At 65.6% G+C, this 25,475-nt stretch carries 20 protein-coding genes and 1 pseudogene; 11 read left to right on the top strand and 10 right to left on the bottom strand.

All coding sequences use genetic code 11. The annotated features are described in order from the left end of the window. Window positions 1-152: 152 nt before the first annotated feature. From TK90_RS00195 to TK90_RS00160, 8 genes and pseudogenes are all read left to right on the top strand, one after another. Complete coding sequence (locus TK90_RS00195; protein WP_012981456.1) at window positions 153-776, top strand: cytochrome c; 624 nt, start codon at window positions 153-155, stop codon at window positions 774-776. Window positions 777-1,041: 265 nt separating this feature from the next. Beyond that, window positions 1,042-3,100: pseudogene (locus TK90_RS00190) on the top strand (cytochrome c biogenesis protein ResB). A 25-nt stretch (window positions 3,101-3,125) separates the two neighbouring features. Continuing rightward, window positions 3,126-4,298, top strand: coding sequence for a c-type cytochrome biogenesis protein CcsB (gene ccsB / locus TK90_RS00185; RefSeq protein ID WP_012981454.1), 1,173 nt, complete (start codon window positions 3,126-3,128; stop codon window positions 4,296-4,298). Then, entirely contained in the window at window positions 4,299-4,931 is a 633-nt protein-coding gene (locus TK90_RS00180) for a thiol:disulfide interchange protein DsbA/DsbL (protein WP_012981453.1), read from the top strand. It begins immediately after the preceding gene. A 41-nt stretch (window positions 4,932-4,972) separates the two neighbouring features. Next, window positions 4,973-6,616 (top strand): acetolactate synthase large subunit, encoded by a 1,644-nt coding sequence (locus tag TK90_RS00175; RefSeq protein WP_012981452.1) that lies wholly within the window; start codon window positions 4,973-4,975, stop codon window positions 6,614-6,616. Between the two features lie 47 nt (window positions 6,617-6,663). Then, complete coding sequence (locus tag TK90_RS00170) at window positions 6,664-7,536, top strand: endonuclease/exonuclease/phosphatase family protein (RefSeq protein WP_012981451.1); 873 nt, start codon at window positions 6,664-6,666, stop codon at window positions 7,534-7,536. A gap of 81 nt (window positions 7,537-7,617) precedes the next feature. Then, entirely contained in the window at window positions 7,618-8,919 is a 1,302-nt protein-coding gene (locus TK90_RS00165; protein WP_012981450.1) for a GGDEF domain-containing protein, read from the top strand. A gap of 34 nt (window positions 8,920-8,953) precedes the next feature. Next, window positions 8,954-9,838: a carbohydrate kinase gene (locus TK90_RS00160; RefSeq protein WP_012981449.1), complete on the top strand. Its 885-nt coding sequence runs from the start codon at window positions 8,954-8,956 to the stop codon at window positions 9,836-9,838. Between the two features lie 58 nt (window positions 9,839-9,896). Here TK90_RS00160 and asnB read toward each other — a convergent pair whose 3' ends face one another. The 8 genes from asnB to TK90_RS00125 form a co-directional block, all read right to left on the bottom strand. Then, window positions 9,897-11,915, bottom strand: coding sequence for an asparagine synthase (glutamine-hydrolyzing) (asnB, locus tag TK90_RS00155; RefSeq protein ID WP_012981448.1), 2,019 nt, complete (start codon window positions 11,913-11,915; stop codon window positions 9,897-9,899). A gap of 89 nt (window positions 11,916-12,004) precedes the next feature. Next, on the bottom strand, window positions 12,005-13,087 hold the full coding sequence (locus tag TK90_RS00150) for an aspartate carbamoyltransferase (protein WP_012981447.1): 1,083 nt from the start codon (window positions 13,085-13,087) through the stop codon (window positions 12,005-12,007). Next, window positions 13,075-13,197 (bottom strand): hypothetical protein, encoded by a 123-nt coding sequence (locus TK90_RS15430; RefSeq protein ID WP_012981446.1) that lies wholly within the window; start codon window positions 13,195-13,197, stop codon window positions 13,075-13,077. Before TK90_RS15430 ends, TK90_RS00150 begins: the two co-directional genes overlap by 13 nt. Continuing rightward, the gene (locus TK90_RS00145; RefSeq protein ID WP_012981445.1) at window positions 13,194-14,660 is read right to left on the bottom strand and encodes a sodium:solute symporter family protein; all 1,467 of its coding nucleotides are present in this window, start codon (window positions 14,658-14,660) and stop codon (window positions 13,194-13,196) included. The genes TK90_RS15430 and TK90_RS00145 overlap by 4 nt, the downstream gene beginning before the upstream one ends. Further along, the gene (locus TK90_RS00140; RefSeq protein ID WP_012981444.1) at window positions 14,657-15,400 is read right to left on the bottom strand and encodes a cysteine hydrolase family protein; all 744 of its coding nucleotides are present in this window, start codon (window positions 15,398-15,400) and stop codon (window positions 14,657-14,659) included. Before TK90_RS00140 ends, TK90_RS00145 begins: the two co-directional genes overlap by 4 nt. Window positions 15,401-15,436: 36 nt before the next feature. Then, window positions 15,437-16,678 carry a Zn-dependent hydrolase gene (locus tag TK90_RS00135; protein ID WP_012981443.1) on the bottom strand — a complete coding sequence of 414 codons (1,242 nt, stop codon included), beginning with the start codon at window positions 16,676-16,678 and terminating at the stop codon, window positions 15,437-15,439. 69 nt (window positions 16,679-16,747) lie between these two features. Then, window positions 16,748-17,149, bottom strand: a complete 402-nt coding sequence (locus TK90_RS00130) for a hypothetical protein (RefSeq protein ID WP_012981442.1) — start codon at window positions 17,147-17,149, stop codon at window positions 16,748-16,750. 26 nt (window positions 17,150-17,175) lie between these two features. Further along, the gene (locus tag TK90_RS00125; protein ID WP_012981441.1) at window positions 17,176-17,694 is read right to left on the bottom strand and encodes a MarR family winged helix-turn-helix transcriptional regulator; all 519 of its coding nucleotides are present in this window, start codon (window positions 17,692-17,694) and stop codon (window positions 17,176-17,178) included. 287 nt (window positions 17,695-17,981) lie between these two features. Between TK90_RS00125 and TK90_RS00120 the strand changes: the two genes are divergently transcribed. After that, window positions 17,982-19,034, top strand: coding sequence for a porin (locus TK90_RS00120; protein WP_012981440.1), 1,053 nt, complete (start codon window positions 17,982-17,984; stop codon window positions 19,032-19,034). 240 nt (window positions 19,035-19,274) lie between these two features. Next, window positions 19,275-20,894 (top strand): BCCT family transporter, encoded by a 1,620-nt coding sequence (locus tag TK90_RS00115; RefSeq protein ID WP_012981439.1) that lies wholly within the window; start codon window positions 19,275-19,277, stop codon window positions 20,892-20,894. A gap of 176 nt (window positions 20,895-21,070) precedes the next feature. On the opposite strand, the gene TK90_RS00110 is transcribed toward TK90_RS00115, so the two are convergent. Next, a complete protein-coding gene (locus TK90_RS00110; RefSeq protein WP_012981438.1) occupies window positions 21,071-22,099 on the bottom strand; it encodes a porin in 1,029 nt (342 codons plus the stop codon). Between the two features lie 282 nt (window positions 22,100-22,381). Between TK90_RS00110 and TK90_RS00105 the strand changes: the two genes are divergently transcribed. Next, window positions 22,382-24,457 (top strand): TonB-dependent receptor, encoded by a 2,076-nt coding sequence (locus TK90_RS00105; protein WP_244406397.1) that lies wholly within the window; start codon window positions 22,382-22,384, stop codon window positions 24,455-24,457. 111 nt (window positions 24,458-24,568) lie between these two features. Here the strand turns inward: TK90_RS00105 and TK90_RS00100 are convergent, their stop codons facing one another. Further along, the gene (locus TK90_RS00100; protein WP_012981436.1) at window positions 24,569-25,297 is read right to left on the bottom strand and encodes a rhomboid family intramembrane serine protease; all 729 of its coding nucleotides are present in this window, start codon (window positions 25,295-25,297) and stop codon (window positions 24,569-24,571) included. Window positions 25,298-25,475: the final 178 nt, after the last annotated feature.

The raw sequence follows: 25,475 nt of genomic DNA, 5'->3' as shown, positions 1-25,475 counted from the left end.
GGCAGTCGCCGCGGCTTGTTCGCATGCAAAAGCGACTCGAGCGCAAGGGTGTACATTGACCAGTGTTTCCTTCATGTTGATCGCCCTGCCAAGGGGCACAAGGAACGCGGGTCCGACCCGGCACGCATTTACATGCAGGAGAATCTTCGATCATGAACCACAAGCTTTCCGCTCTCTTTGCTGCCCTGTCCGTCTCCCTGCTGCTCCCGCTGTCGGCGGCTCAGGCGGGCGATCCTCAGCGCGGCCAGGAAATCTCCCAGTCCTGCGCGGCCTGCCACCAGGCGGACGGCAACTCGACCAACCCGGAGTGGCCGAAGCTCGCGGGCCAGCACCCGAAATACACCGTCAAGCAGCTGCGTGACTTCAAGGAAGGCGAGACCCGCTATGATTCGCTGATGGCGGGCGAAGTCGCGGATCTGGACGAGCAGGATATGCGCGACCTGGCGGCCTACTTCGCCGAGCAGTCCATCACCACCGAAACCGCCGACGAAGACGTCGTCGAACGCGGCGAGCGCATCTACCGTGGCGGCATCCCCTCCCAGAACGTCGCCGCCTGCATCGCATGCCACGGCCCGAATGGCCAGGGCAACCCGGAGGCGATGTTCCCGAAGGTTGCGGGGCAGCACGCCACCTACAGCGCGGACCAGCTTTACAAATTCCGTGACGGAGAGCGTTCCAACGACGCGGGTCGGATGATGCGCAATGTGGTTCAGCGCATGTCCGACGAAGACATCGAGGCCGTGTCACAGTACATGGCCGGGCTGTCGTCCGACTGATCGTGCCGGAGCGCCGTGCAGTCCGGGCGGCGAACCTCCCAGGGAAGGGGCGGCCATAGGCCGCCCCTTTTTTGCTGTCCGGGGCAGACAAATTTTTCCGCCACCGGGAATGGAGCGGGGGCTCGGCACGTCAGACAGGTCGGATCAGAGAAACTGGCCAGCTCCAGTAACAGGGTTTGCACGAAACTTCCGTGCAGTTTGTCTAGGAAATTGAACCCCGACAGGGGTGCTTCGCATAGTCGCGAAGGTCAACGCAGGTTTCAGCATGTCGAATAACGAACAGGTGGCCGGGTCTGCTCCCGCGACCGGTGCCCGCAGCAAGTCCGCCCGCGCCCCGCGGCGCAGCCGCATCCTGGTCGAGTTCATGGGTTCCATGAGCCTGGCGATCACCCTGCTGGTGGCACTGGCCATCGCCTCCGTAATCGGTACAGTGCTCGTCCAGAACCAGCCCTATACCGACTACCTGATCGACTACGGTCCCTTCTGGCACGAGATCTTTGCCGGCATGGGGCTTTATCAGGTCTATTCCGCCACGTGGTTCCTGCTGATCGTCACCTTCCTGGTGGTCTCCACCTCGTTCTGCGTCTACCGTCAGAGCCCGGGCATCCTGAAGGACCTGCGGCGCTACAACCTGCAGGTGAAGGAAAAGTCCCTGCGCTCGTTCCACTCGAGCGCGACCGGGGAGCTGGACCAGTCGCAGCAAGAATTCATTGATCATGCCCGGCGTGTGCTGAAGGCCCAGGGCTTCAAGGCACGCGAGAAGGAATCCGAGGGCCAGACGGTGATCGCGGCCATGAAGGGCCGCTGGAACCGCCTCGGCTATCTGCTGACCCACGTCGGGATCGTGGTGATCTGCGTGGGCGCGCTGGCAGACGGCTCGACGCTGCTCAAGGCCAAAGAGTGGCTGGGCATCATCGAGATCGAGACCCGGGGCGTCCCGGTGTCCGAAGTACCGCGCTCGGCCTGGGTGCCGGTCTCCAATCCCTCGTTCCGCGGCATGGTCGAAATCCCGGAGGGCTCCTCCGCGGACGTGGTGTTCCTGCCGATGCGCGAGGGCTATTTCGTCCAGCAACTGCCGTTTCGTATCGAGCTGGAAGAGTTCCGAATCGAGCGCTTCTCGACCGGCGCGGAAAGCTCCTACGAGTCGGATCTCGTGATCCATGACCCCAACCGCGACGAGCCGCTGCGGCATACCATCTCGGTCAACCACCCGCTGATCTACAACGGGTACGCGATCTACCAGGCCAGCTTCGCCGATGGCGGCACCCGCCTCGATATCGAGGCGATCCCGCTCGGCGGCGAAGCCCTGCGCTCGCTGGAAGTCCCCGGGCGCGTATTCCAGGAGCAGGAAATCCCGACCCCGCAGGGTGACACGCGCATCATCGAGTTCATCGACTTCAAGGACCAGAATGTCGTACCGCTGCTGAATGAAGAAGGCCAGCGCGAGAACCGTCAGCTGGGCCCGAGCTTCGATTTCCGCCTGATGGATCGCACCGGGCACGGGCTTTACTACCGCAACTACATGCGGCCTGCACTGCAGGAAGGGGCGATGTACTTCCTCAGTGGCGTACGCGAGAGCCCGAGTGACGAGTTCGTGTACCTGTTCCTGCCGGCGGATGCCGATGACTCGCTGGACCGTTTCCGCACCTACCTGGCAATGCTGCACAACGCCGAGGTGCGCAACACCATCGCGCGCGAAGTCGCGGCCGACGATCCCTCCGGCACCGCGATCGCCCAGACGACCTCGGAGCTGATGCGCCTGTTCGCCGAGGGCGGATACGGCGCGGTGCACGCGGAGATTGACCGCCGCGTGCCGGAAGAACAGCGCGAGCAGGTCGGCCAGCTCCTGATGCGGGTGCTGCACGCCGGACTACAGGGCCTGTACATGGAGGTCCTGGAAGACGAGGGTGTGGTCTCGATCCAGGAAGAGGAGCAGCGCTGGCTGGAAGACGCTGTCTCCGCAATCAACGCGATCAGCCTCTACGAGTCACCGTTCTATTTCCACCTGAGCGACTTCGAGCACCGCGAGGCCTCCGGTCTCCAGATTGCGCGCGCCCCGGGGCAAAGCACGGTGTACACCGGCAGCGTGATGCTGATCATCGGGATTTTCCTGATGTTTTACGTGTCGTATCAGCGTCTGTGGATCATCGCCCGACGCCGTGAAGACGGCAGCGGGACGCAGGTGACCATGGCCGGAACCAGTAACCGGCACAAGGTAGAATTCGAGAACCGTTTCGCGCATCTTAAGCGTTGGATCATCGATCAGAAGCCGGCCAACGGCTCGGGCGATGGCCAGAAGTGAATCAACTAATAAGAACGACTAACCGGTAGCAGTCGGAGGAGCGATCCATGTCAGTACCCCATGAGGCCCTGGATTTTGAACGGCCCAGTATCTTCCGGCGCATCCGGCCGCTCGACTGGGCATACTTTGCGCTGGTGCTCGCCGTTGCGGTGATCGCTCACTGGCAGTATGGCCACCTGATGGATCGCTACGACACCGGCGGCCTGATCCTCGCCGCCGGCATGAGTGCCTGGTTGGGCTGGTTCTGGCGCCCCTGGCAGCTCTTTTCGATCATCGTCGCCGCGCTCTCGCTGTTCGGGGTCTGGTTGTACGGTGACGATCTGGCCCGGGGCAGCACCAACTTCTGGCTGAACTACATTGGCTCCGGCCAGGCCGGTGTGATGTGGATGAGCGTGATGCTCTACATGGCCACCGCGACCTACATCCTCGGCCTGTTCAGCAAATCCGACTTCCCGTCGCGCCTCGGGGCCGCTTTCGCCTGGATCGGCTCGGGCGCCGGCATGATGGCGCTGATGGTGCGCTGGCGCGAGATCTACCTGACCGACCCCAGCTGGGGCTACATCCCGGTGTCCAACCTCTACGAGGTATTCATCCTGCTGGCGGTAATGACCACGCTCATGTACCTGTACTACGAGCAGCGCACCGGTCAGCGCACCATGGGCGCCTTCGTGATGCTGGTGATCGCCGCCTCGGTGACTTTCCTGCTGTGGTACATGTGGGACCGCCAGGCGCACGAGATCGAACCGCTGGTGCCGGCCCTCAACTCCTGGTGGATGAAGATCCACGTACCGACCAACTTCGTCGGCTACGGCGGCTTTGCCATCGCGGCCATGCTGGGTGTGGCCTACCTGATCAAGCACCGTTTCGAGCGCACCCGGCCGGATGCCGCGATCACCCATCGGCTGCCCAGCAAGGATGCGCTGGACAGTGTGATGTACAAGGCCATCGCGATCGGTTTCGCCTTCTTCACCATCGCCACCGTACTGGGCGCGATGTGGGCGGCCGAGGCCTGGGGCGGCTACTGGACCTGGGATCCGAAGGAGACCTGGAGCCTGATTCTGTGGCTGACCTACGCGTCCTGGCTGCATATGCGCTTCACCAAGGGCTGGCGCGGCCCGGTCATGGCCTGGTGGGCCATCATCGGTCTGTTCGTGACCACCTTCACCTTCCTGGGCGTGAATATGTTCCTGTCCGGGCTGCATTCCTACGGAGAGCTGTAAATGAGGCGTCGTGATTTCCTGGGTGCCATGGGCGGTGCCGGATTGCTGCTGGCAACCGGCACCAGCCTGGCCCGCGAATACCGGGATGGTCAGAACTTCCGCACCATCCAGCCGCCGGTCGAAACCGGCCTGGAGGATGGCAAGATCCAGGTGGTCGAGGTCTTCTGGTATGGCTGCCCGCACTGCTACTCGTTCGAGCCCTATGTGCAGGAGTGGCAGAAGGGGCTGGATGACGATGTCGAGTTCGTCTATCTGCCCGCGCCGATGAACGATGTCTGGGCCCTGCATGCGCGCGTCTTCTACACCGCACAGAAGCTGGAAGTGCTGAACGAGGTCCATCAACCGTTCTACGACGCCATCCATGACCAGGGTCGCGAGCTGCGCTCGGAAAGCGCCATCCTGCGCTTTATCAACCAGCGCGGCCTCGACGCCGACGAGTTCCGCGAGGTGATGCGCTCCGAGGAGATCCGCCGCAAGGTCACCGAGGCCGGCCAGGACGTTCAGGAGTACGGCGTCGAGGGTGTGCCCACCCTGGTCATCGACGGCGAGGCCGTGGTCTCGGCCAGCATGACGCGCAGCCACGAGGAGATGCTCGACGTCGCCGATTTCCTGATCGAACGGGCCCGGGGCTGACCCCGCCCATGTCCAGGGTCCAGCGTCGGGTGGCGTAACGCGTGAGCACAACCGTCACTACGGCCCAGCGACTGGTCGAATGCCTGGAACAGGAACAGGTCGAGCGCGTGTTCGGCCTGCCGGGCGAAGAGAACATGGCCGTTCTCGACGCCCTGGCCGATTCCCCCATCGAGTTCATCACTACGCGCCACGAGCAGGGCGCGGCCTTCATGGCCGACGTCCATGGTCGCCTGTCCGGCCGTGCCGGGGTCTGCCTGGCGACCCTTGGCCCGGGGGCGACCAACCTGATCACCGGTGTCGCCGATGCCAACATGGATCACGCCCCGCTGGTCGCGATCGCGGGCCAGGCCAGCACTCACCGGCTGCACAAGGAGTCGCACCAGGTCCTTGACCTGAAGGGCCTGTTCCAGCCGATCACCAAGTACAGCTCCAGCGTGGTCGAGCCCGAGATACTGCCGGAGGTTGTCCGCAAAGCCTTCAAGTGGGCCGAGGGCGGCAAGCCCGGCGCCAGCTTCATTGAACTTCCGGAAAACGTGGCCGCCCTGCCATGCCCCAACCCGCCACTCCCGGTCCATGCCGGACCCGAGGCGGTGCCGGCCGAGGCCTCCCTGGAGGCCGCGGCGAAGTTGCTCAACGAGGCCCAGCATCCGCTGATCCTGGCGGGCAACGGCGTCATCCGCTCGGGAGCCAGCGGAGCCCTTTCGCAGCTGGCCTCCGCGCTGAATATCCCGGTCGCGAACACCTTCATGGCCAAGGGCGTGTTGCCGTTCCGCCACCCGCTGGCCCTGGGCTCGGTGGGCCTGCAAAGCCAGGATTTCGTCAATTTCGGCTTTCACAAGGCCGACGTCATCGTCTGTATCGGCTACGACCTGGTGGAATATCCACCCAGGCTCTGGCACCCGACCGGCGACCGCACACTGATCCACATCGACTCCGCCCCGGCCGAGGTCGATGGCCACTACAATGTCTCATCCGAGGTGATCGGCGACCTAAATACCTGCCTCGCCCGCCTCACGGATCTCGTGGACCCGCGCGAGGAGACCATCCTGCGCCCGCTGCGCCAGAACCTGATCGACGACATGAACGAGCATCGCGAGGACACCCAGTTCCCGCTGAAGCCGCAGAAGTTGATCTGGGACCTTCGCACCGCGGCCGAGCTCGACGCCGTGGTGATTACCGATGTCGGGGCGCACAAGCTCTGGATGGCGCGCATGTTCCGCTGCGAGCTCCCCAACACCTGCCTGATCTCGAACGGGTTCGCCAGCATGGGCATCGCCCTGCCGGGAGCGATCGCGGCGGCGGCGCTCTACCCCGAACGCCAGGTGATCGCGGTCACCGGAGACGCCGGCTTCCTGATGAATGTGCAGGAACTGGAAACGGCGGTGCGCCTGAACCAGAGCTTTGTCGTGCTGATCTGGAACGATAATGCGTACGGCCTGATCGAGTGGAAGCAGGTGCGCGAGTACGGGCGCAAGGCCTTCGTCGATTTCGGCAACCCGGATTTTGTCCAGCTGGCGCACTCGTTCGGCGCCAGCGGTGTGCGCATCGGCCCGGGCGACAGCCTGGAGGCCGCCCTGCGCGAGGCCCTCGCCACCCCCGGTGTCACCATCATCGACTGCCCGGTCGACTACAGCGAAAACCTGAAGCTGACGGAACGTTTGGGCGAGTTGGTCTGTCCATTCTAGGTAGTATCCGGGCGGACCTTCCGCCGTTCTCTGGGGAACAAAGCAGTATGACGGCCACGGCCAGCGGCAAGCATGCCGAACCCGTTCGCGCACAACCGGCCTCGCCGGAGGTACGCGGACTGACCTATCAGCACGACCAGGGCGCGCAGCGCCTGCGCCTGTTGAGTTTCAATGCCCAGGTGGGCATCCCCTCGTCGCGCCTGCACCACTATCTGACCAACTCCTGGAAGCACGTCCTTCCCTATAAGGGGCGGATCGGCAACCTGGATCGCGTGGCGCGTTTCATCTCCGACTTCGACATCGTCGGCGTCCAGGAGCTGGACGGTGGCAGCCTGCGCTCGAACTTCGTGGACCTGGCCTCCTATCTGTCGGAAAAGGCCCGCTTCCCGCATACCTACAATCGCATCAACCGCAATCTCGGCCAGTTCGCCAAACACTCGCTGGCCTTGTTTTCGCGGCTTGAGCCGGAACGGGTCGAGATGCACCGCCTGCCCGGGCCGCTGCCGGGGCGCGGGGCCATCGAGGCCCGTTACGCAATGGAAAATGGCGAGGAGCTGGTGCTGTTTCTGCTGCACCTGGCACTCGGCCGGCGCGCACGCCAGGCCCAGCTGGACTACGTCGCCGAACGGATCCAGTCGGAACGCCACGCCGTGGTGATGGGGGATCTCAACTGCCAGCAGGACAGCCTGGAGATCCGGCGTTTGGTCGCCCGTACCGGGCTGCTGGAGCCGATCAGCTGCCCGGCCACCTACCCCTCCTGGGATCCGCGCCTCGTGTTCGACCACATCCTGCTGACTCCGGACCTGCATGTCAGCGACATGCGCGTGTACAACGTGGCCCTGTCCGACCACCTCCCGGTCGGTATCGAGATCGAGCTGCCAGCCGCCCAGTCGCTACACGGAACCCGCCACACCGCCTGAGTCCCATCGCTGGCGTCCGCGTCGCGGACGCGGTTAAATGATCCCGGCACGTCCAGACCCCACAGCCCTTTCGGGAGCCCCATGTCCGCCAGCGAGATGCGCAGGACCATCATCGACCTCGAGCGCCGCCTGGAGCGCGAGCAGGTCCAGCAGGATGCACTGAGGCGGGTGGCCCTGAGGGCACTGGCGGTGGTCAGCGCCCGCGTGCCGACACTGGATGGCGCGGTTCAGGACCTGTCCCGCGCGGTGGAGTCCAGCCCGCCCGACTCTGCCTGGATGGATCGGCTGGGTGCACAGCTGGCCGACGCGGTCCGCAGCTCCGATCACCACGAGGACCTGGCCAGCGCTGTGCTCGAGGTCGTGCGCCGCGGACTGAACGGGTTCGATTTCCTGGACCCCGGCCTGGATGACCTGCATCGCGCGACCGAACGGCGCGACCGCTCGGAGATCGAACGAACGCTTTCTCAGCTCTTCCGGGTGCTGCACGACAAGTGCGAGCGCGCCATGTACGAGCGCGACGAGCTGTCGGACGTCGTGGGCGAGATCTGGCATCGCCTGGAAGACGTCGACTCGGCCCTGTCGGAAGACGAGAAACGCAGCGAACGTACACGCGCCTCGGTTGCCACCCTGCACGATGGCATCTCGGACAATGTCCGGGCCATGAAGGGCCGCATGGACGACCTGGAGGACATCGCCACCCTGCGCCAGGAGATCAGCCGGGGTCTGGATCGCGTGGTCGAACATGTGGCGGCCTTTCGCAATCAGCAGGAGAACGATCTGCTCGAGGCCCTGGAGCGCAACCGCCTCCTGCGAGCGAAGGGCCGTACGCTGGAGTCGCAGGTCAGTGCCCTGCGCAAGCGGCTGGATCAGGCGCGGGCGGAGGCCTACCGCGACAGCCTGACCGGGCTGCCCAATCGCACGGCTTTCGAGCGCTACCTCGATGGCCTGCGGGAGGACCTGGGGGCGGAGCAACCGGCCTGCCTGCTGGTCTGGGACATCGACCGCTTCAAGGCGATCAACGACGAATACGGCCACAGTGCCGGCGACAAGGTGCTGAAGGCCGTCGCAGAGATCCTGGCCGAGGGCGTGCGCAGCGAGGACTTCGTTGCGCGCTACGGGGGCGAGGAATTCGTGATGATCCTCACCTCCGACCCGGACACCTGCCAGCGCCGTGCCGATTCGATCCGCGAGGCCGTGGATCGCCTGATCGTACGGGCCGGCAAGACGCGGCTGCGCGTGACCATTTCGGCGGGCATGTGCCCGATCGCGGCCGGACAGTCCACCGCGGCCATCTTCGACGCCGCGGATCACGCCCTGCTACAGGCGAAGAAGCTCGGGCGCGATCGCGTGGAGCGGGCCGACCGCGAGCCACACCCTTCCTGATCCCCCGGGAGAATTTCCCTGATAGGAGGCCGTTGTGATTGCCGAGCCATCCCCCCAGCTGATCTTTGGCGAGGTCCTGTTCGATGTCTTTCCCGATGGACAGCGCGTCCTGGGCGGAGCGCCGTTCAATGTCGCCTGGAACCTGCATCAGCTCGGGGAGCCGGTCTGTTTCGTCGGCGGCATAGGCAACGACCCGGCGGGCGCCGCGGTGCAGGCCCGCATGGATGCGATCGGCATGGACGCCCGCGGGCTGTATCGGCACCCCGAAGCCCCGACCGGCGAAGTCCGGGTCGAACTCGCCCGCGGCGAGCCCAGCTACACCATCGTGCCGGACCAGGCCTACGACGACGTACCCGCAGCCTGGGCCGATGCGCTGCCCGCCTCCACGCCACTGCTCTACCACGGCACACTGGCCCTGCGCCGGGGGAATCACGACCTGCTGGCACGCCTGCGCGAACGCGCCGGGCACCGCTTCGTGGACGTGAACCTGCGCGACCCCTGGTATACGCGAGATACGACGCTGGACCTGATACGGGACGCCGACGTGGTGAAGCTGAACCAGGACGAGCTGGCTACCCTGGTCCCCGGGGCTGAGGATGACGAGGCGGAGGCCGCCCTGCTCGAGCAGGCGGGCATCCGTCAGGCCCTGGTCGTCACCGCCGGGGCCGACGGGGCGAGCATCCGCACCATCAACGGCGAGCGCTTTGCCGCCCCGGCCCCGTCGGTGCCCGAGCTGCGCGATGCGGTCGGGGCCGGCGATGCCTTTGCCAGTGTCGTCCTGCTGGGCATGCGGCAGGGCTGGGACTGGCCCGCCACGCTCGAACGCGCGCTGGCCTTCGCGGCGGCGGTCTGCACCCTGCAGGGCGCCACCAGCGACGACCCCGGCTTTTACCAGGGCGCCCGCAACAGCTGGGATTGAGCACCGGACGACCCGGTCCCCTCTTGCGAGGGAGTTCCTGGCCGTCCGTAACCCGGGTTTACGGCCGCCAGCCGAACTCGTCGGCCTTCTGGCGGGCCAGTGCCGGGATGTCGGTGGCGACGAACTTCTCGTGCAGGACCTGCACCCCGATCATGTGGTTGATCACCGCGTCCAGCTGTACCTGGGTGGCCGCCGGGGTGTTCTCGTCCTCGTGGATCTCGAACACACGACGCACGCCTTCCGGGTCCAGCAGACCCGCCTCGGCCACCTTCTCGGGCGACAGGTAGCGATCGGCCAGGGCCTTCATCGCTGCCCACTTGACCGGGTCGGTGTGCGCGGGTGGGGCCATGAATGCGAACTTCTCGCGCTCGTAGAGCACCTTCGGGAGCAGGCCCTTCATCGATTCGCGCAGCACGTACTTCTCGGTGCGGCCCTTGATGCGCAGGGTCGGCGGCAGGTGGGCGCAGAACTCGGCCAGGTGGTGGTCGAGAAACGGCGGGCGCGCCTCCATGGAGTTGGCCATGTCCATGCGGTCGCCACCCCAGGTCAGGATCTGGCCCTCCAGCATGGTCTTGATCCAGACGTACTGGGCCTTGTCCAGCGGATGCCGGCCATCCAGCATGTCGTCGTCCAGGGCGTTGGCGATCGCCTTGCCGGGCTGGTAGTCCTGCATGCGTTCGCGGCGCTCCGGCGCCAGCAGGCCGGGCACGTGCTCGGCTGCCGCCAGCCAGGGCTGCAGACAGGACGGCGTAAAGCCCATCATCTTCGTGAACTCGGGGTCGTCGACCTCGTCCTCGGCCAGCATCGCGCCGGAGAACAGCTCGTTGGACTCGTTCAGCATCTGCTGCCAGGCGGCGCGGTCAGCCTCCGGCAGGGTGTCCAGGCCGTGCAGGAACATGTCGCGGCGGAAGGCCGGGTAGCCACCGAACAGCTCGTCCGAGCCCTCGCCGGTCACCACCACCTTGTAGCCCGCCTCGTTCACGTGCCGGCTCATCAACAGCTTGGCCACCCCCAGCGTGTTGTAGATGGTGCGCTCGGCGTGCCACAGGGCCTCTTCGAAGTTGTCGTAGAGGTGGTCCGCATTCAGCTTCAGGATGTCCTGGTCGGCGCCGACGCTCTCGGCCATCTCGCGGGCAATCGCCGTTTCGTCGTAGTCGTCGTTGTCGAAGCCGATGGTGAAGGCCTTGACCGGCGACTGCTGGCTGGCCGAGGCCAGGCCCAGCGTGATGCAGGAGTCGATCCCGCCGGAGAGGTAGCAGGCGACCGGCACGTCGGCCTCCAGGCGCAGCTGGACGGCCTCCATCAACTGTTCCCGCACGCCCTCGATCCAGTAGTTCTCGTCGGCATCCTCCTCCGGCGGGCGCTCGGAGGCCAGCGGGAAGTCCATGTCCCAGTACTTCTCCTGGCGCACCTTCAGCTTGCCGTGGGCCCGTTCGACGATGACCATGTGGCCGGGCTTCACTTGGTGGATGCCCTCGAACGCAGTGGTGCCCGGGACCATGGTCTGCATCAGCTGGTGGTACAGGCCGTCATCGGCAAACTGGCGCGGGACGTCGGGATTGGCGAACAGCACCTTCAGCTCGGAGCCGAACACGAAGCTGCCATTGGCCTCGGTGAAATACAGCGGCTTGATGCCGAAGCGGTCGCGGATCAGCACCAGGCGATCATGCTCGCGGTCATACAGCGAGATCGCGAACTCGCCGCGGAAGTGCTTGATCGCATCCTCCAGCCCCTCGCGCCGGTACAGGTGCATGACCATCTCGGAGTCGCTCTTGGTGCGGAACTGCACGCCGCGCGAGGTCAGGTCGGTACGGATGCGCTTGTAGTCGTACAGCTCGCCGTTGACCGCGGTCATGATCGATCCGTCGGTCATACAGAACGGCTGGCGGCCGCGGTTTTCGTCCAGGTCGATGATCGACAGGCGGGCATGGGAGAAGCCCACGCCGCGGTCGTCCAGCGTCTTGTAGCCGAAGCCGTCGGGGCCGCGGTGATACTGGATCGCGGCCATGTTGACCAGGGTCTGCGGGTCCACCTTGCGGTTGGGGTCGGCGTGAAAGATTCCGGCGATGCCACACATGGCATGTCTCCTTGGTTCGATTCCGTGGGTGCGAGCGGGGCGCGGTTTACGGCGCGCCACGCCGCTCGCGGTTCAAGTTCGACTTTGGCTCAGTCTTCCGGGGTATCCATGACCGCGCTGATCCGGCGGACCACCGTGGTCAGCAGCGCCATGCGCACGAACACGGCCCCGCGGGCCTGGGCGAAGTACCAGTTGTGCGGGGTGTCGTCGAGGTCCGTGGACAGCTCGTCACCGCGTGCCAGCGGGTGCAGGATGACCGCGCCCTTCTTGAGCGGGGAGTTGCGATCCAGCTTCAGGCCCTCGCCCATGGACTCGAACGTATCCCCCACCCAGGCAATGGCGTTGATGTAGACGACGTCCAGCTCCGGCAGCAGCGGGTCCAGTTCGTGCACCACGCGCAGCTTCAGGCCGGCCTCTTCCAACTCCTCGCGCTGACCCGGGTCAAAGTTCTCGTCCTCGCGCGAGATGATCACGACCTCTTCGATTGCCTCCGGGAACAGGCTTAGCAGGCGCAGCAGCGAACGCACCGTGCGCATGCGCGAGGGCACCCCGATGATACCGACCTTGATGCGGTCCTCCGGCGCCACCGGGCCGGTGAACAGCTCCGGTCGCCACTTGGCCAGGGTGTAGACGTCCGCCAGCGCCTGGGTCGGATGCTCGTCGATCCCGTTGCCCGCGTTGACCAGCGGGATGCGCAGGTTCTCCAGCATGTTGTGCGCCGCCTCGCCATCCGAGGAGCGCAGCACCAGCACGTCGCCGTAGTTGTTGAACATCTCGGCGATGTCCGCCAGCGACTCGCCCTTGGCGATGCCGGTGCTCTTGGGGTCGGTGATCGACATCACCGCCCCGCCAAGCCGGTGCCAGGCGCTCTCGAAGGACAGCCGCGTGCGCGTGGACGGCTCGTAGAACGCACTGATCAGAATCTTGCCGGCCAGCGGCAGGTGCATCAGCGCCGGAGTGGTCTCGTACTGCGCCGCCAGACGGAACAGCTGCAGCAGTTCATCGCGCGAGAACTGCTGACTGGAGACCACATGCGCGGCCGCCAGCTTCAGGAGCGGGTCCGGGTCTTCCTCCACGGCCTCAAGGAGCGCCTTCGGGCGGTCGGTGCCGGCGGCGCCGTCTTTCGGGTGGAGCACGTGCAGGGGATCTTCGGTGTAGTTCACCAGAGGCATCCTTTTTTCCAGTCGCGAATGAACAGGGCCAGCAGCAGGATCGGGGTCAGGGTGGCGACCAGCGTGGCAACCACAACGATCACGGACAAGGCAGTCGACGAGATCATCATGCGGTCCGGACCTCCTCGGCCGCGGCGTCGCGGGACAGGCGACCCCAGTCGAACGGCCGCGGCGCCAGCCAGGTACTCAGCACCATCACGGCCAGGGAGACGGCCGCGCCCACCAGTGCCGCGACATAGAAGCCGATCAGGAAATAGCTGGCCAGCCCAATGCCCGACCCCAGTATCATCGACCAGGCCGCGCCCTGAGGGTTCGCCCGCCGCCAGTACAGCCCGGCGACGATCGGCCAGATCGCCGAGGCCACGAAGGCCCCCGTAAAGTACAGCAGTTCGGCCAGCGAGCCGATGATCGGCAGCGAGCCGCGATAGCTCGCGGCCAGCCAGGTCAGCAGACCCAGCAGCACAACGATCACCTTGGTCGCGCGGAACTGGCTCTGCTCGCTGGCCTGCGGGCGGATATGGCCGCGGTAGATATCGCGGGTGACCAGGTCCGAGGTGGCCGCCAGCAGCGAGTCGAGGCTCGAGGCCAAGGCGGCGAAGACGACGATGAAGACCACGATCGCGCCGGTCAGGCCGAGGACCTCGGCCGCGACCAGCGGCCCGACCATGTCCGCGGCGGGCACGTTGATGCCCAGCGCCGGCGTGGCCAGGGCGAGGAAGCCGGCGACGATCGGGATCGGCAGCCACAGCAGCCCGCCCAGCAGGTAGGCACGAAAGCCGACGTTGCGGCCAAAGGCAAAGGCGCGCGACCACCAGACGTTGGAGTGGAAGATCTCGCCGACCCCGAACAGCAGGTTGTTGAACAGGAACATTATTGCGGCCGGGAACAGCAGACTCAGCAGTTCCGGGCGCTCTTCCATCAGGTTGAAATGGATCGCCTCGAACCCAACCTTGTCGATGGTCAGCCAGGCGATGAACGCCGCACCCGCGATGATGATGATGGTCTGGATGAAGTCCGTACCGATAACCGCGCGCAGACCGCCCAGCAGGGTGTAGATCACGCAGACCGTGAGGATCACGGTCATGCCCACGCGATAGTCGATCCCGGCCAGGGCATTGATCAGCACCCCGCCGGCCATCGCCATCGACACAAGCCAGCCGAAGGCGTAGATCAGCGAGACCACCAGGAATACCCGCCAGGTAAAGGTGCCGAAGCGCAGCCGGATGAAGTCCCCGGAGGTGAAGCCGCGCGGCATCAGCTCGCGGATGCGACGAGCCAGCGGCGCGAACAGGATCAGGCCCAGCGCCCCCAGGGAATACCCGAGCATGCCCCAGACGCCCAGCTGCAACGCCAGCTGCGGGGCGGTCATCGTGGTGTTGGCCGTCACCCAGGTGGCCATCGCAGTCGCGGTGGCCAGCGCCAGCCCGACGTTGCGCCCGGCCAGCATGTGGTCCTCGGCGGTCTTGTTGTGACGACCCAGCCACCAGCCGAGCGCCACCCAGAGGATGCTGAACGCGATCAGCAGCCCCCAGGCGATGGAACTCGGGAGGATCGGGTCGTCGAGGCCGGTCACGAGGCCTCCTTCACCTTCTTGATCTCGCGGATCGCCTCGTCGGTGGTCATCACGCGGGCGTAGCGATCCTTGATGGTGGTGATCGTCGCCTTCTGCATCTCCGGGGTCACCGTGGCGGTGGCGTCGTCCATCAGCGTGACATAGAAACCCAGGTCACAGGCATCGCGCACGGCCGTGGATACGCACTCGTTCGAGTACACACCCACGATGAACAGTGCCGAGATGTTCAGGTTGCGCAGGATGTAGTGCAGGTTGGTCGAATTGAAGACGCCGCTAGCGGTCTTGTCCAGCACGATCTCGTCGCCCACCGGTGCGACCTGCTCGACGAACTCCGCATCCTTGGAGCCGGGCGCGGCATGCAGGTTCAGGCGCTTGTGGCCCGGGCTGCGGTCGCGCCCGTCGTGGGTCAGCGAACGGATACGCGTGTGGATGACCTCCAGCCCCTGCTCGCGGAATGCATCCTGCAGCCGGCGCACGTTCGGCAGCACCGTCTGCTCCAGGCGGTTGAAGTAGTACTCCTGCGCCTCGGGCGGCACGCCGGACTGCACCGAGTCGGCGAACACCCCATGACCGCGCGCGGCATCCAGGTACTGCAGGTCAATGCACAGCAGGGCGACGTGGTGCTCGCGCAGTTCCTGACGCAGCACCGGGGTCGTGATCAGGCTCTCCTGGTACTGCTCGCGCAGCGGGTCCAGGGAGTCGTAGTCAGTGAGCTGGGAGACGTTGTCGTTATTGGCCATGCCGGGCGGTCCTTGGGTCGCGGTGATCGGGGATGCTCACGAACGGGCGGCCAGGGCCAGGGCGCTTTGCAGCGTCAGGTTGGCGCCGGTCTCGATGTCCTCCCAGTTTGTCCATTCCGCCGCGGAATGGCTACGCCCCTGCAGGCTCGGTACGAAGATCATGCCAGTACGCGTGATTGCACTCATGCTCTGGGTGTCGTGCGCAGCGCCGCTGGGCATGGTCAGGTACTCCAGCCCCATGCGTTCGGCGGTCGCCTCGATGGTCTGCACGATGCCCGTGTCGCAGCGCACCGGATCGATCTCCGAGAGCACGTCGAACTCGAACATCAGGTCACGCCGGCGCGCGAGGCTGGACAGCGTGCGGCGGGCCGCGTGGGCCAGCGCGGTCAATACCTTCTCGTCGGTATCGCGCACCTCGAAGGAGAAGGTCGCCATGCCCGGCACGGTGTTCGCCGCGCCCGGCGAGAGCTCTACGCGGCCGATAGTCGCGCGCGAGTTCGGGCTGCCGTGCTCCTCCAGCAGACGATTGATCTCGCCGCCGAATTCGGCCAGCCCCTGGAACGCGTCGATGCGCATGTCCATCGGCGTGGTGCCCGCATGGTTCGGCTGGCCCTTCAGGCGCACCTCCCACTTGAACAGGCCGGTGATGGCCTCGACCACGCCCACGCTCAGGCCGCGGCGATCCAGCACCGGGCCCTGCTCGATATGGGTCTCGATGAAGGCATGCAGGGTGTGCGGGTCGCGTCGCGCGCTCAGGGCGTCGTCGGCATTCAGGCCCCAGTTGGCCATCGCCTCGACCAGGGTGATGCCCTCGAGGTCACGGGCATGGCTGATGCTCTCCGGGGTCAGCTTTCCGGCCATCGCCTGGGAGCCGAACATGCCGCCGAAGCGGCCCTCCTCGTCAGTGAAGTCGATGACCTCCAGCGGGTACTGCAAGTCGACCTCATGTTCCTTGGCCGTGCGCAGCACCTCCAGCCCGATCAGCACCCCCAGGGCACCATCCAGCGGGCCACCACCGGGGACGGTATCGAGATGCGAGCCCATGGCGACCACCGGGCGCTTGCCGTCGTAGTCCAGGCGACCGTGCAGGTTGGCAGCGCCATCCTGCCAGACGTCGAGGCCCGCGGCCTCCAGGCGGCCGCGAAACCACTCGCGCCCCGCGCGGTCGCCCTCGCTGAACGCCCGGCGGTGCAAACCACGGTCGGCATCGCGTCCAATCTGCCCCAGCTCGGTAATGTCCTGCTGCAGGCGCTGCATGTTGATCTTGAGTTCGTGCATCGTGTTCTCCGATAGGGCCGCCGGCCCCGGTCGCGGTACACGCGGATCGACGGGGCGGGGCAGGTGAATTCAGTCGCGCGGGCGACCGCGCAGGATGGCCACGATCAGGACCAGAAAGACGACGCCTCCCAGCGCGAAGAAGCCGAACGCGCGGGCCAGGCTGTGGTGCGCCACATCGATCCGGGCCTCGTCGGCCCAGTCGTCCGCGCCATCGGCCCGCAGGCGAAAGCGATATTCGCCGTCCGGGAGGCCGCTGACTACGCTGCTGGTGTCGCCACCGCGATAGATCACGCGGGCGTCGTCGAAGTCCGGACCGCTCGCCTGTTCGAGTTCGACGGGCCCCTCGGCGTTCCATTCGAGGGTTAGACCGCCATCACGCGAGTCCGTGGGCGGGTCGTCGAATCGGGGCTCGGCCAGTACAACCAGCGGCAGCAGCAGAAGCAGCAGGCTGGCGGGCAGGAGGGAGCGCATGGCGCGTTACCTGGCGGCCACGCCGCTCAGGTTTTCACCTCGAACGGCTGCAGACCGGCACGAGGCTCGGTGGTGTTCATCGCCTCGACCAGGAGGGTAAGCCCTTCGTCCAGATCCGCCAGCCGCTCGGGCGGGAGAGCGTGCAACGCGCGGTTCAACTCGCCCTGGGGGGCTGCCGGGGCGTCGGACAGGAGCGCCTCCCCCTTGGGCGTGACATACAGCCGCACGATGCGCTGGTCCTTCTCCGGGCGGCGGCGCTCGACGAGCCCGCTGTATTCCAGCTTGTCCAGCAGGTTCGAGGTGGTCGAGGCATGCACCGACAGCCGGCGCGAAAGGTCGCTGACATTCAGCCCGGGCGTGCGCTGCAGCTCCCACAGGGCCCACAACTGCGAGGCACTGATCCCGCAGGCACGCTCCACTGCCCGCGAATGCCCCTGCAGGGCGCGGATGATCACGCGCAGCTGACGGATCACGGAACGCGACAGATCCGGTTCCCCTTCCGTCGCGGGGCGATGAGGTTCGTTCTGGGCAGAAACAGCTGACATCACAGTCGGACTCAGTATGGCAAATGCCATATAGTTTTGTACAAAAATAATGGAGTTGCAACTTGTCCTTTGCTGGCGAAAGCGGCGAGCGCGTTCTATTAATGGGGTTTCCGGCTAGCCGAGGTCACCAGGATCCGGTCTCTGGGCAACAAAACGGGCCTCTCGTTAGCCATACGCGACAGAAACGGTTGTGGCGGTTCCTCGGGAGCTCGCCATCGGTCCCCCGGGGGTACAGGGGCCTGTTTCTCTTTCGGATTCCAGGATCGAACTGCCAAAAGGAACGAATAATGAAAAACAACATTTCGTGGAGTCTCACTCCACTGGCCGGGGCCGTTGCCACGGCGCTTCTTCTGGCGCCAGCGGTCAGCCCCGCAGAACAGGAGGGTGCAGGGGGCGTCGAGTTCGATTTCTACGGGTCACTGAGACTGCAGTACGAAACGGCGGACCCGGATGGCGAGGACAGCTATGACGGCTTCCGGGATGCCTATTCACGCATCGGCTTCAACGCCAACTATGAGATCAATGAAAGCCTGAACGCGTTTGCGCAGCTGGAAATCCCGCTCGACCTGGCCAACGGCCGAGTACAGGACCCCTTCAGTGGCGAAGACGAGGACGTCCGCATCGGCAAGGTCGGGCTCGACGGCGCATTCGGTACCGTGGCGTATGGCCGCGATTGGCTGCCGTATTACAACGCGATCGCCTTCCCGGTGGACATGTTCTACTCCTACCAGAGCGGCTTCGCGACCTATACGACCTTCCGTGAGAGCAACAGCCTCATGTACTACTCTCCGGACTTCAACGGCTTCTCGTTCGCGGCCTCCTACAGCGCGAACGGCGGCTACGACGATGCATCGGGCTCTCCAGATGATCGCTACCAGGTGACCGGTTCGTACGCCTTCGGCGACACGACTCTTTCCGTCGGGGTCGATGATGCCAATGGCGAGCAGAACACTCGGATCTGGGGGGTGTCCGCGATGCACAGCATGGGCCCATGGTCGATGGGTGCCAAGGTCGAATACATTGAAAGCGACCAGGACGCCGGGGCCTTCGGGGACGACGGCGACGTCGCCGCGAACATCTACGCCGCCTACGCCGTGGGGCAACATATATTCCACGGAACCTACGCCAACGTCGACAACTACGGCGGAGACGTCTTCCACCTGGGCTACGCGTTCAACTGGATGGACGGGCTGTCCCTGTTTGCCGAGTACTACTACGAAGAAGAAGCAACCGGTGCGGTACCGGCATCAAGGGCCCGAGACACCGGCCGGGCCGGGGCTGACTTTCCCGAGGATGGAAGCAACAACGTGTTCATGGTCGGCATGCACTACAGCTTCTAGAAGCCAATCCGCCGCGCACGTTTGTTGCTCACCCGCTAGCGGGTGAGCAATGGAAGTCAGCCATGAAGGTCCCGAATTTTTCGTTTCGGATTCCGACGGCCGGATGCCAGAACGAAACGACTCGTACCTCGGGAGACGCGGTCTCAATCGAAGACTACCGCCCTGGCGGTCAGACAGTTCCAGGCGATGGACCGGAGAACGTCTGGACCAGCGTCCCCCAATCACACCAAGGAGGTGAGCGTGAGCGACAACGCACAAGACCCGAAACGGGAGATCGAGGAGCTCGAGGCCCGTTACGAGACCGATCACGAGATCGGGGAACAGAACATCAACCCGCTGGGACTGGATCTGCACAACCCGGTATTCGCCGTCAGCGCCCTGCTGATCCTCGCGTTCGTGATCCTGTCCCTGATGTTCCCGGAACAGGCCGACGAGGGCCTGGGCGCCACGCGTGCCTGGATCGGCGAGACCTTTGACTGGCTGTTCTTGTCGGCCGGCAACCTGTTCGTGCTGTTCTGTCTGGCCCTGATCCTGCTGCCGGTCGGGAGCATCCGGATTGGCGGCCAGGATGCGAAGCCGGACTTCAGCGTGCTGTCCTGGTTCTCGATGCTGTTCGCCGCCGGCATGGGCATCGGCCTGATGTTCTGGGCCGTGGCCGAACCGGTAGGCTACTTCACCGAGTGGTTCGGGACGCCCTTGGGCATCGAGGGCGGCACCGAGGAAGCGAAGCACGCGGCCCTGGGTGCGACGATGTATCACTGGGGCCTGCACCCATGGGCGATCTATGCCGTGGTAGGCCTGGCGCTGGCGTTCTTTGCCTTTAACAAGGGCCTGCCGCTGACCATTCGCTCCGCGTTCTACCCGATCTTCGGCGAGCGGATCTGGGGCCCGCTCGGGCATGTGATCGACACCCTGGCGGTACTGGCCACCCTGTTCGGCCTGGCCACCTCCCTGGGTCTTGGGGCGCAGCAGGCGGCATCGGGGCTGGAGTCGGTGTTCGGCATCGAAGCCGGCCTGAACACCCAGGTCGCGATCATCATCGGCGTCACGGTAATTGCCCTGTTGTCGATCATGCGCGGCATCCATGGCGGGGTGCGCGTGCTCAGCAACATCAACCTGACGCTGGCGGTGGTACTGCTACTGTTCGTGGCCCTGTTCGGCGGCTTTATCGCCTTCCTCTCCAATACCGGCATCACGCTGAGCGCCTACGCCCAGTACATGTGGCCGCTCAGCAACCCTGTGGGTCGTGACGACCAGACCTTCTATCACGAGTGGACGATCTTCTTCTGGGCCTGGTGGATCTCCTGGTCGCCGTTTGTCGGCATGTTCATCGCACGGGTCTCGCGCGGGCGCACGGTACGCCAGTTCGTGACCGCGGTGCTGCTGGTGCCAACGGCCGTGACCGTGATCTGGATGAGTGCCTTTGGCGGGACCGGCCTGGATCAGGCCCGCGACGGGGTCGGTGCACTGGCCGACGGCATCAGTGACTCCTCGCTGGCGCTGTTCCAGATGCTCGAGCACCTGCCGCTGACCACGATCACCTCACTGCTGGCAATCACCCTGGTCCTGGTTTTCTTCATCACCTCGTCAGACTCCGGCTCGCTGGTGATCGACTCGATCACCTCCGGCGGCAAGACCGACGCCCCGCAGTCCCAGCGCCTGTTCTGGGCCACGGTCGAGGGCGTGATCGCCGGTGTGCTGCTGGCGGTGGGTGGCGCGGCCGCGCTGCAGGCCCTGCAGGCCGGTGCCGTCAGCGCCGGCCTGCCCTTCGTGATCGTGCTGCTGTTCATGTGCGTCAGCCTGATGATGGGGCTGTTCCACGAACTCAAGCTGATCCGACTGAAGGAGGCGACCGGATAGGCCGGCAGATCTCCATCCTTGAGGCCAGCACGGGGTCATGGGCCCCGTGCAATGCCGAGCCAGACTCTCTCGGTACTGGAGAAACAGGAAACCCCGCCGGGGCGTAGTCCGGCGGGGTTTTTTGTTCAGCCGTGTCCCGCTCTCCCGGGATCCAGGACACGGGCTGGAGCCACGATCTAGAAGTCGTAACGCATGCCAAGCGAAAAGGCCGTAGCGTTTTCGCCCATCGCGCCACCCGGGCCGGAACTGCGCGCCGCACCCCATGGGGTCAGAGCCGAGGCATCGTCATTGTCGACCATGGCAATGTTGCCGTAGAAGCGCAGGTCGCTGTCGATACGATATTCCAGGCCAAGGGCGTACATCGTGGCATCGGCATCGTCCAGGTCGGAATCCAGCTGGAAGACGTGGCCGTTCAGGTACATGCTCGGGCTCAGACGGAACTGGCCGCCCAGTCCGTACACGTCCGCCTCGTCACCATTGACCGTCTCGGAATTCTGGTAGAGGCCGCCGATGCGGAAGGCCTCTGTGATGCGGTAGCCAACAGCCAGGCGCCAGGCATCCGGATTCACGTCACCGTCTTCCTGCTTTTCGTAGGCCAGCGCGCCGGTCAGGTCGCCCAGGCTCAGGTTCAGCGAGGTCGAGTAGGCCTTGTTATCAGCCCCGTCCACGGTTGTGGCGTCGTCCGTTTCGTTCGAGTACTGGATGTTCCAGGTCAGGCCGCCGAAGCTGGGCGTCTGGTAATGGATGCTGTTGTTGAAGCGCTCGTCGAAGCGGCCGGTCTGGGCGCGCGACCGGGTCAGGTTGCGCAGGTCACCGACCTGATCGCCGAAGAAGTTGGCCGGCCCGCGGGCGCGCTTGAACGGGGTGTCGAACTTCCCGATCCTCAGCATGCCCCACTGGTCGCCCCGCAGACCGACGAAGGTATCGCGCGTGGCAAAGCTCAATTCATTGTCTGCCGCGGTGTCGAAGTCGACTTGCTGCTCGATCTGGAACATGGCGATGAGCTGTTCGCGGAACTCGCGCTCGCCCTTGAAGCCTAGGCGGCTGGCATTGCTGGAGACGTTGAATTCGTTGTAGTCGGCGCCGTCGTCCAGGATGTCGGCGGACAGGTGGGCGCGGCCGTACAGCGTCCAGTCGGCGGTGGCCAGGGCCGGGACGACCAGGCCGGCGGCGATCAGGCTGGTCAGCAGGTGCTTGCGGTTCATGGGTTTCTCCCCTATTTGCGTTTGAACATTGGCGAGATGCGGGTGCCTCTCGACAGGTCGAAGGATGGGGAGGCCGGGTGACAGCCCGGTTTAGGGCCGATGAAGATCCCGTTAAAAGGCCACACCGTTGCGGAAATGACACGGCCCGGAGCAGAACCCGCCGCATGGCGAGGGCCTTCCGGTGGGGCGGCGGTTTCAGATCTACTGACGGTCCCGGGGCGAGCGAGAGGAGGTGGGGCATTGGACACATCGAAGTCGACGATCCCCCGCCTGGGTGGCTGGATGCTCCTGCCGCTGTTGGTTGTATCAACGGCGAGCGTTGCGGAGGACGATCCGCCAGTGCTCGATCCGGTAGAAATCACGGTGACCGTGCCGCGTCTGGCGACCCCGCTGGCGGATCTGCCGGCGGCCGTGAGTCGGGTCGACCAGCGCCAGGCGACCGAAGGACGCCAGGGCCTGCAGCTGGACGAAGCGCTCAACCGCGTGCCGGGCCTGTTCGCGCAGAACCGCTACAACTTCGCGCAGGATGCGCGGATCTCGATCCGCGGGTTCGGATCGCGCGCCCCGTTCGGGGTGCGTGGGCTGCGCATCCTGCAGGACGGCATCCCCGAGACCACGCCGGATGGGCAGTCGCAGGTGGATGCCATCGACCTGCTGAACCTGCGCGACATTGAAGTGCTGCGCGGGCCCAGCGCAGCGTTGTACGGCAATGCCTCCGGCGGCGTGATCGCTGCGCGCACCCGCGACGGGCGGGATCCGCGCGGCTTCGGCGGCGGTCTGCTGATGGGCAGCTACGGTTATCGTCGCGCCGAAGCGGTGGCGGAGCAGGACCACGGCACCCACCGCTACTCCCTGACCGCACATGATTTCGCAATCGACGGCTACCGCGAACAGTCCACCGCCGAGAAGCGCTATCTGCGTCTGCACACCGCCTCGGAACTGGAAGCCGGCACGCTCAACTTTCACCTGCGCTACCTGGATGCGCCACGCACCGACGATCCCGGCGGCCTGACCCGCGAGGAGATGCGCGAGGACCGGCGTGCCGCGGCCCCGCTGGCCACGGCGCTGGACAGTACCCAGTCCGCCGAACAGCTGACCACCGGCCTGCAATGGGAGCAGCCGCTGGCCGGGGGCGAGCTGCGCCTGGGCGGATTCTGGACCCAGCGCGATTATGCGCAGCAGCTCCCCTTCCCCGGGGATTCCCGCGTCGCCTACGAGCGCGATTTCTTTGGAGTCAATGCCCAGTACGAGCGCGACGTTGGGGCGACCCGTGTGCTCACCGGCATCGACCTGGAAGAACAACGCGATGACCGCACACGGCGCTGTTCTGCTGGCCGGCTTTTCGATCGCGACGGCGGCGAGTGTTCCGCGGACCCGGTTGATCCCATGAGCGACCTGGCGCTCGACCAGCGGGAGCGTGCCCGCTCGCGCGGGGTGTTCGTGCAGACCGATACCGCACTCGGGTCGGACTGGAACCTGGTGGCCGGCGCCCGTCACGATCGTATTCGCATGTCCATCGACGATCACTTCGTCGAGCGGTTTGACGACGGTAATGACGTCACGGACCGATCGGGCCGGCGGACCTTTGACGAGACCAGCGGCATGGCCGGGTTGATCTGGCACTTTCGGCCGGAGTATCGCGCCTACGTGAATGTGGCGACCAACTTCGAGACCCCGACCTTCACCGAGTTTGCCAATCCGGAGGGCGGAGGCGGCTTTAATCCCGAGGTCGACCCACAACGGGCGCGCAGTATCGAGGTCGGTATCCGGCGCGAGAATCCGCAGCTCTCCTGGGAGGCCTCGGTCTACGCTACCCGGGTGCGCGACGAGCTGTCGCCGTACCAGCTTGAAGGTCAGGGCGACCGGACGTTCTATACCAACGCCGGGCGCACGGCCCGCGATGGCGTTGAGCTAAGCGCAGACTGGCGGTTGAACCCACAGTGGACCCTGAGCGCCGCTGCAAGCCTCAATCGTTTCCGTTTTCGCGAGTTCGAGGATGCCGAGGGAGTTCGCCATGACGGCAACCGGATGCCGGGGCTGCCGCGCGAGCAGTTGTTCGTCGAGGCCGACTGGCGCGAGGGCCCCTGGTTCGTGACCGTGGACGCGCTGCATGTGGGGTCGCGTTACGCGGATAACGCGAACACGGAGAAGGTGGGGCCGCAGACGACGCTGAACCTGCGCGCCGGCCGGTTCTGGCAGCAGGGCGATACCCGCGCCGAGGCCTTCGTCGCCGCCAACAACCTGCTGGATGCGGACAATGTCGACAACATCCGGATCAATGCGGCGGGCGGCCGCTACTACGAGCCAGCGCCGGGCCTGACCTTGATGGCGGGGGTGCGGATGTATTTCGGACAGTGAGAGGGGGGCGGTGCGGTTCGCTGCGCTCACGGCACCCTACGATCTGCGGGTCCGGAAGCATCATCGTAGGATGCGCTGAGCGTAGCGAACCGCATCAACACACGTGTCCGACTAATCACGTCGCCCCGGTTCCTCCGGCGGCTGTCTTGGCTCGATCTCGTCCAGGCGCCCCTGCTCGATCTTGCGCAGGGTCTCCGGGTCGGTCTCGTCGTCGTCCTCCCAGGAGGATCGGCGCGCCGGGGGTAACGGGTCACGCCGGTACAGGAGCCCGCCACAGACCGCGCCCACCACCGCGCCGAACAGGTGTGCCTCGAACGACACCTTGGGACCGCTGGGGAACACGCCCCACAGCATGCTTCCGTAAAGGAACAGGATGATGATAGCGAGCGCGATGGACAGCGCATCGCGGCGGCGAATCCCGATCACGACCGCGAAGAACATCAGACCGTGGGTAAGGCCGGACGCCCCGATGTGCAGCCCCTCGCGGGCAAACAGCCACACGCCCAGTCCACCCATCAGCCAGATCAGCGGCACCGCCGTGCGCGTGGCCTGGGGAAAGCCGTAGAGGGTCAGCATGCCTAGCACCCAGAGGGTCGGGACATTGGCCAGCAGGTGGCCCCAGGAGCCGTGGATCAGCGGCGAGGTGATGATGCCCAGCACCCCGACCGCGTCGCGCGGGAGGATGCCCAGGCGTGACCAGTCGCCGCCGGTCAGCTCCTGCAGCGCGTGGATCGCGATCAGGATGCCGGCCCCGAGCATGGGCCACATCAGGGCGCGCCGAATGCGCTCGCGTTCGGCCCTGGGATCGGTCGGGGGTGCCGGCCGGCGCAGATTCATCATGCGCCTAGCCTGCCACGCTCGGGCACGAGGTCCAATCTCTCTGGCTCCCGGACGCCGCCCCTGGCACCGTCATTGCGAGGCCCCGCAGGGGCCGTGGCAACCTCCCAAAGCTGGCACCGAGTCGGGAGCCGGTGGTTCCGGATGGCGGTTACTCGCTCCGCACGCCCTTCGGGCCGGC

The organism is Thioalkalivibrio sp. K90mix, assembly GCF_000025545.1.
GTDB lineage: Bacteria > Pseudomonadota > Gammaproteobacteria > Ectothiorhodospirales > Ectothiorhodospiraceae > Thioalkalivibrio.
Note: the sequence above shows the minus strand (reverse complement) of the source record. Positions and strands in the feature narration are given on the sequence as shown.

What these genes read in the sequence shown, in the direction of transcription:
- TK90_RS00195 (WP_012981456.1), top strand. Translation starts at nt 153, where the DNA reads ATGAACCACAAGCTTTCCGCTCTCTTTGCTGCCCTGTCCGTCTCCCTG.
- ccsB (WP_012981454.1), top strand. Translation starts at nt 3,126, where the DNA reads ATGTCAGTACCCCATGAGGCCCTGGATTTTGAACGGCCCAGTATCTTC.
- TK90_RS00180 (WP_012981453.1), top strand. Translation starts at nt 4,299, where the DNA reads ATGAGGCGTCGTGATTTCCTGGGTGCCATGGGCGGTGCCGGATTGCTG.
- TK90_RS00170 (WP_012981451.1), top strand. Translation starts at nt 6,664, where the DNA reads ATGACGGCCACGGCCAGCGGCAAGCATGCCGAACCCGTTCGCGCACAA.
- TK90_RS00165 (WP_012981450.1), top strand. Translation starts at nt 7,618, where the DNA reads ATGTCCGCCAGCGAGATGCGCAGGACCATCATCGACCTCGAGCGCCGC.
- asnB (WP_012981448.1), bottom strand. Translation starts at nt 11,915, where the DNA reads ATGTGTGGCATCGCCGGAATCTTTCACGCCGACCCCAACCGCAAGGTG.
- TK90_RS00150 (WP_012981447.1), bottom strand. Translation starts at nt 13,087, where the DNA reads ATGCCTCTGGTGAACTACACCGAAGATCCCCTGCACGTGCTCCACCCG.
- TK90_RS15430 (WP_012981446.1), bottom strand. Translation starts at nt 13,197, where the DNA reads ATGATGATCTCGTCGACTGCCTTGTCCGTGATCGTTGTGGTTGCCACG.
- TK90_RS00140 (WP_012981444.1), bottom strand. Translation starts at nt 15,400, where the DNA reads ATGGCCAATAACGACAACGTCTCCCAGCTCACTGACTACGACTCCCTG.
- TK90_RS00135 (WP_012981443.1), bottom strand. Translation starts at nt 16,678, where the DNA reads ATGCACGAACTCAAGATCAACATGCAGCGCCTGCAGCAGGACATTACC.
- TK90_RS00130 (WP_012981442.1), bottom strand. Translation starts at nt 17,149, where the DNA reads ATGCGCTCCCTCCTGCCCGCCAGCCTGCTGCTTCTGCTGCTGCCGCTG.
- TK90_RS00125 (WP_012981441.1), bottom strand. Translation starts at nt 17,694, where the DNA reads ATGTCAGCTGTTTCTGCCCAGAACGAACCTCATCGCCCCGCGACGGAA.
- TK90_RS00120 (WP_012981440.1), top strand. Translation starts at nt 17,982, where the DNA reads ATGAAAAACAACATTTCGTGGAGTCTCACTCCACTGGCCGGGGCCGTT.
- TK90_RS00110 (WP_012981438.1), bottom strand. Translation starts at nt 22,099, where the DNA reads ATGAACCGCAAGCACCTGCTGACCAGCCTGATCGCCGCCGGCCTGGTC.
- TK90_RS00105 (WP_244406397.1), top strand. Translation starts at nt 22,382, where the DNA reads ATGCTCCTGCCGCTGTTGGTTGTATCAACGGCGAGCGTTGCGGAGGAC.
- TK90_RS00100 (WP_012981436.1), bottom strand. Translation starts at nt 25,297, where the DNA reads ATGATGAATCTGCGCCGGCCGGCACCCCCGACCGATCCCAGGGCCGAA.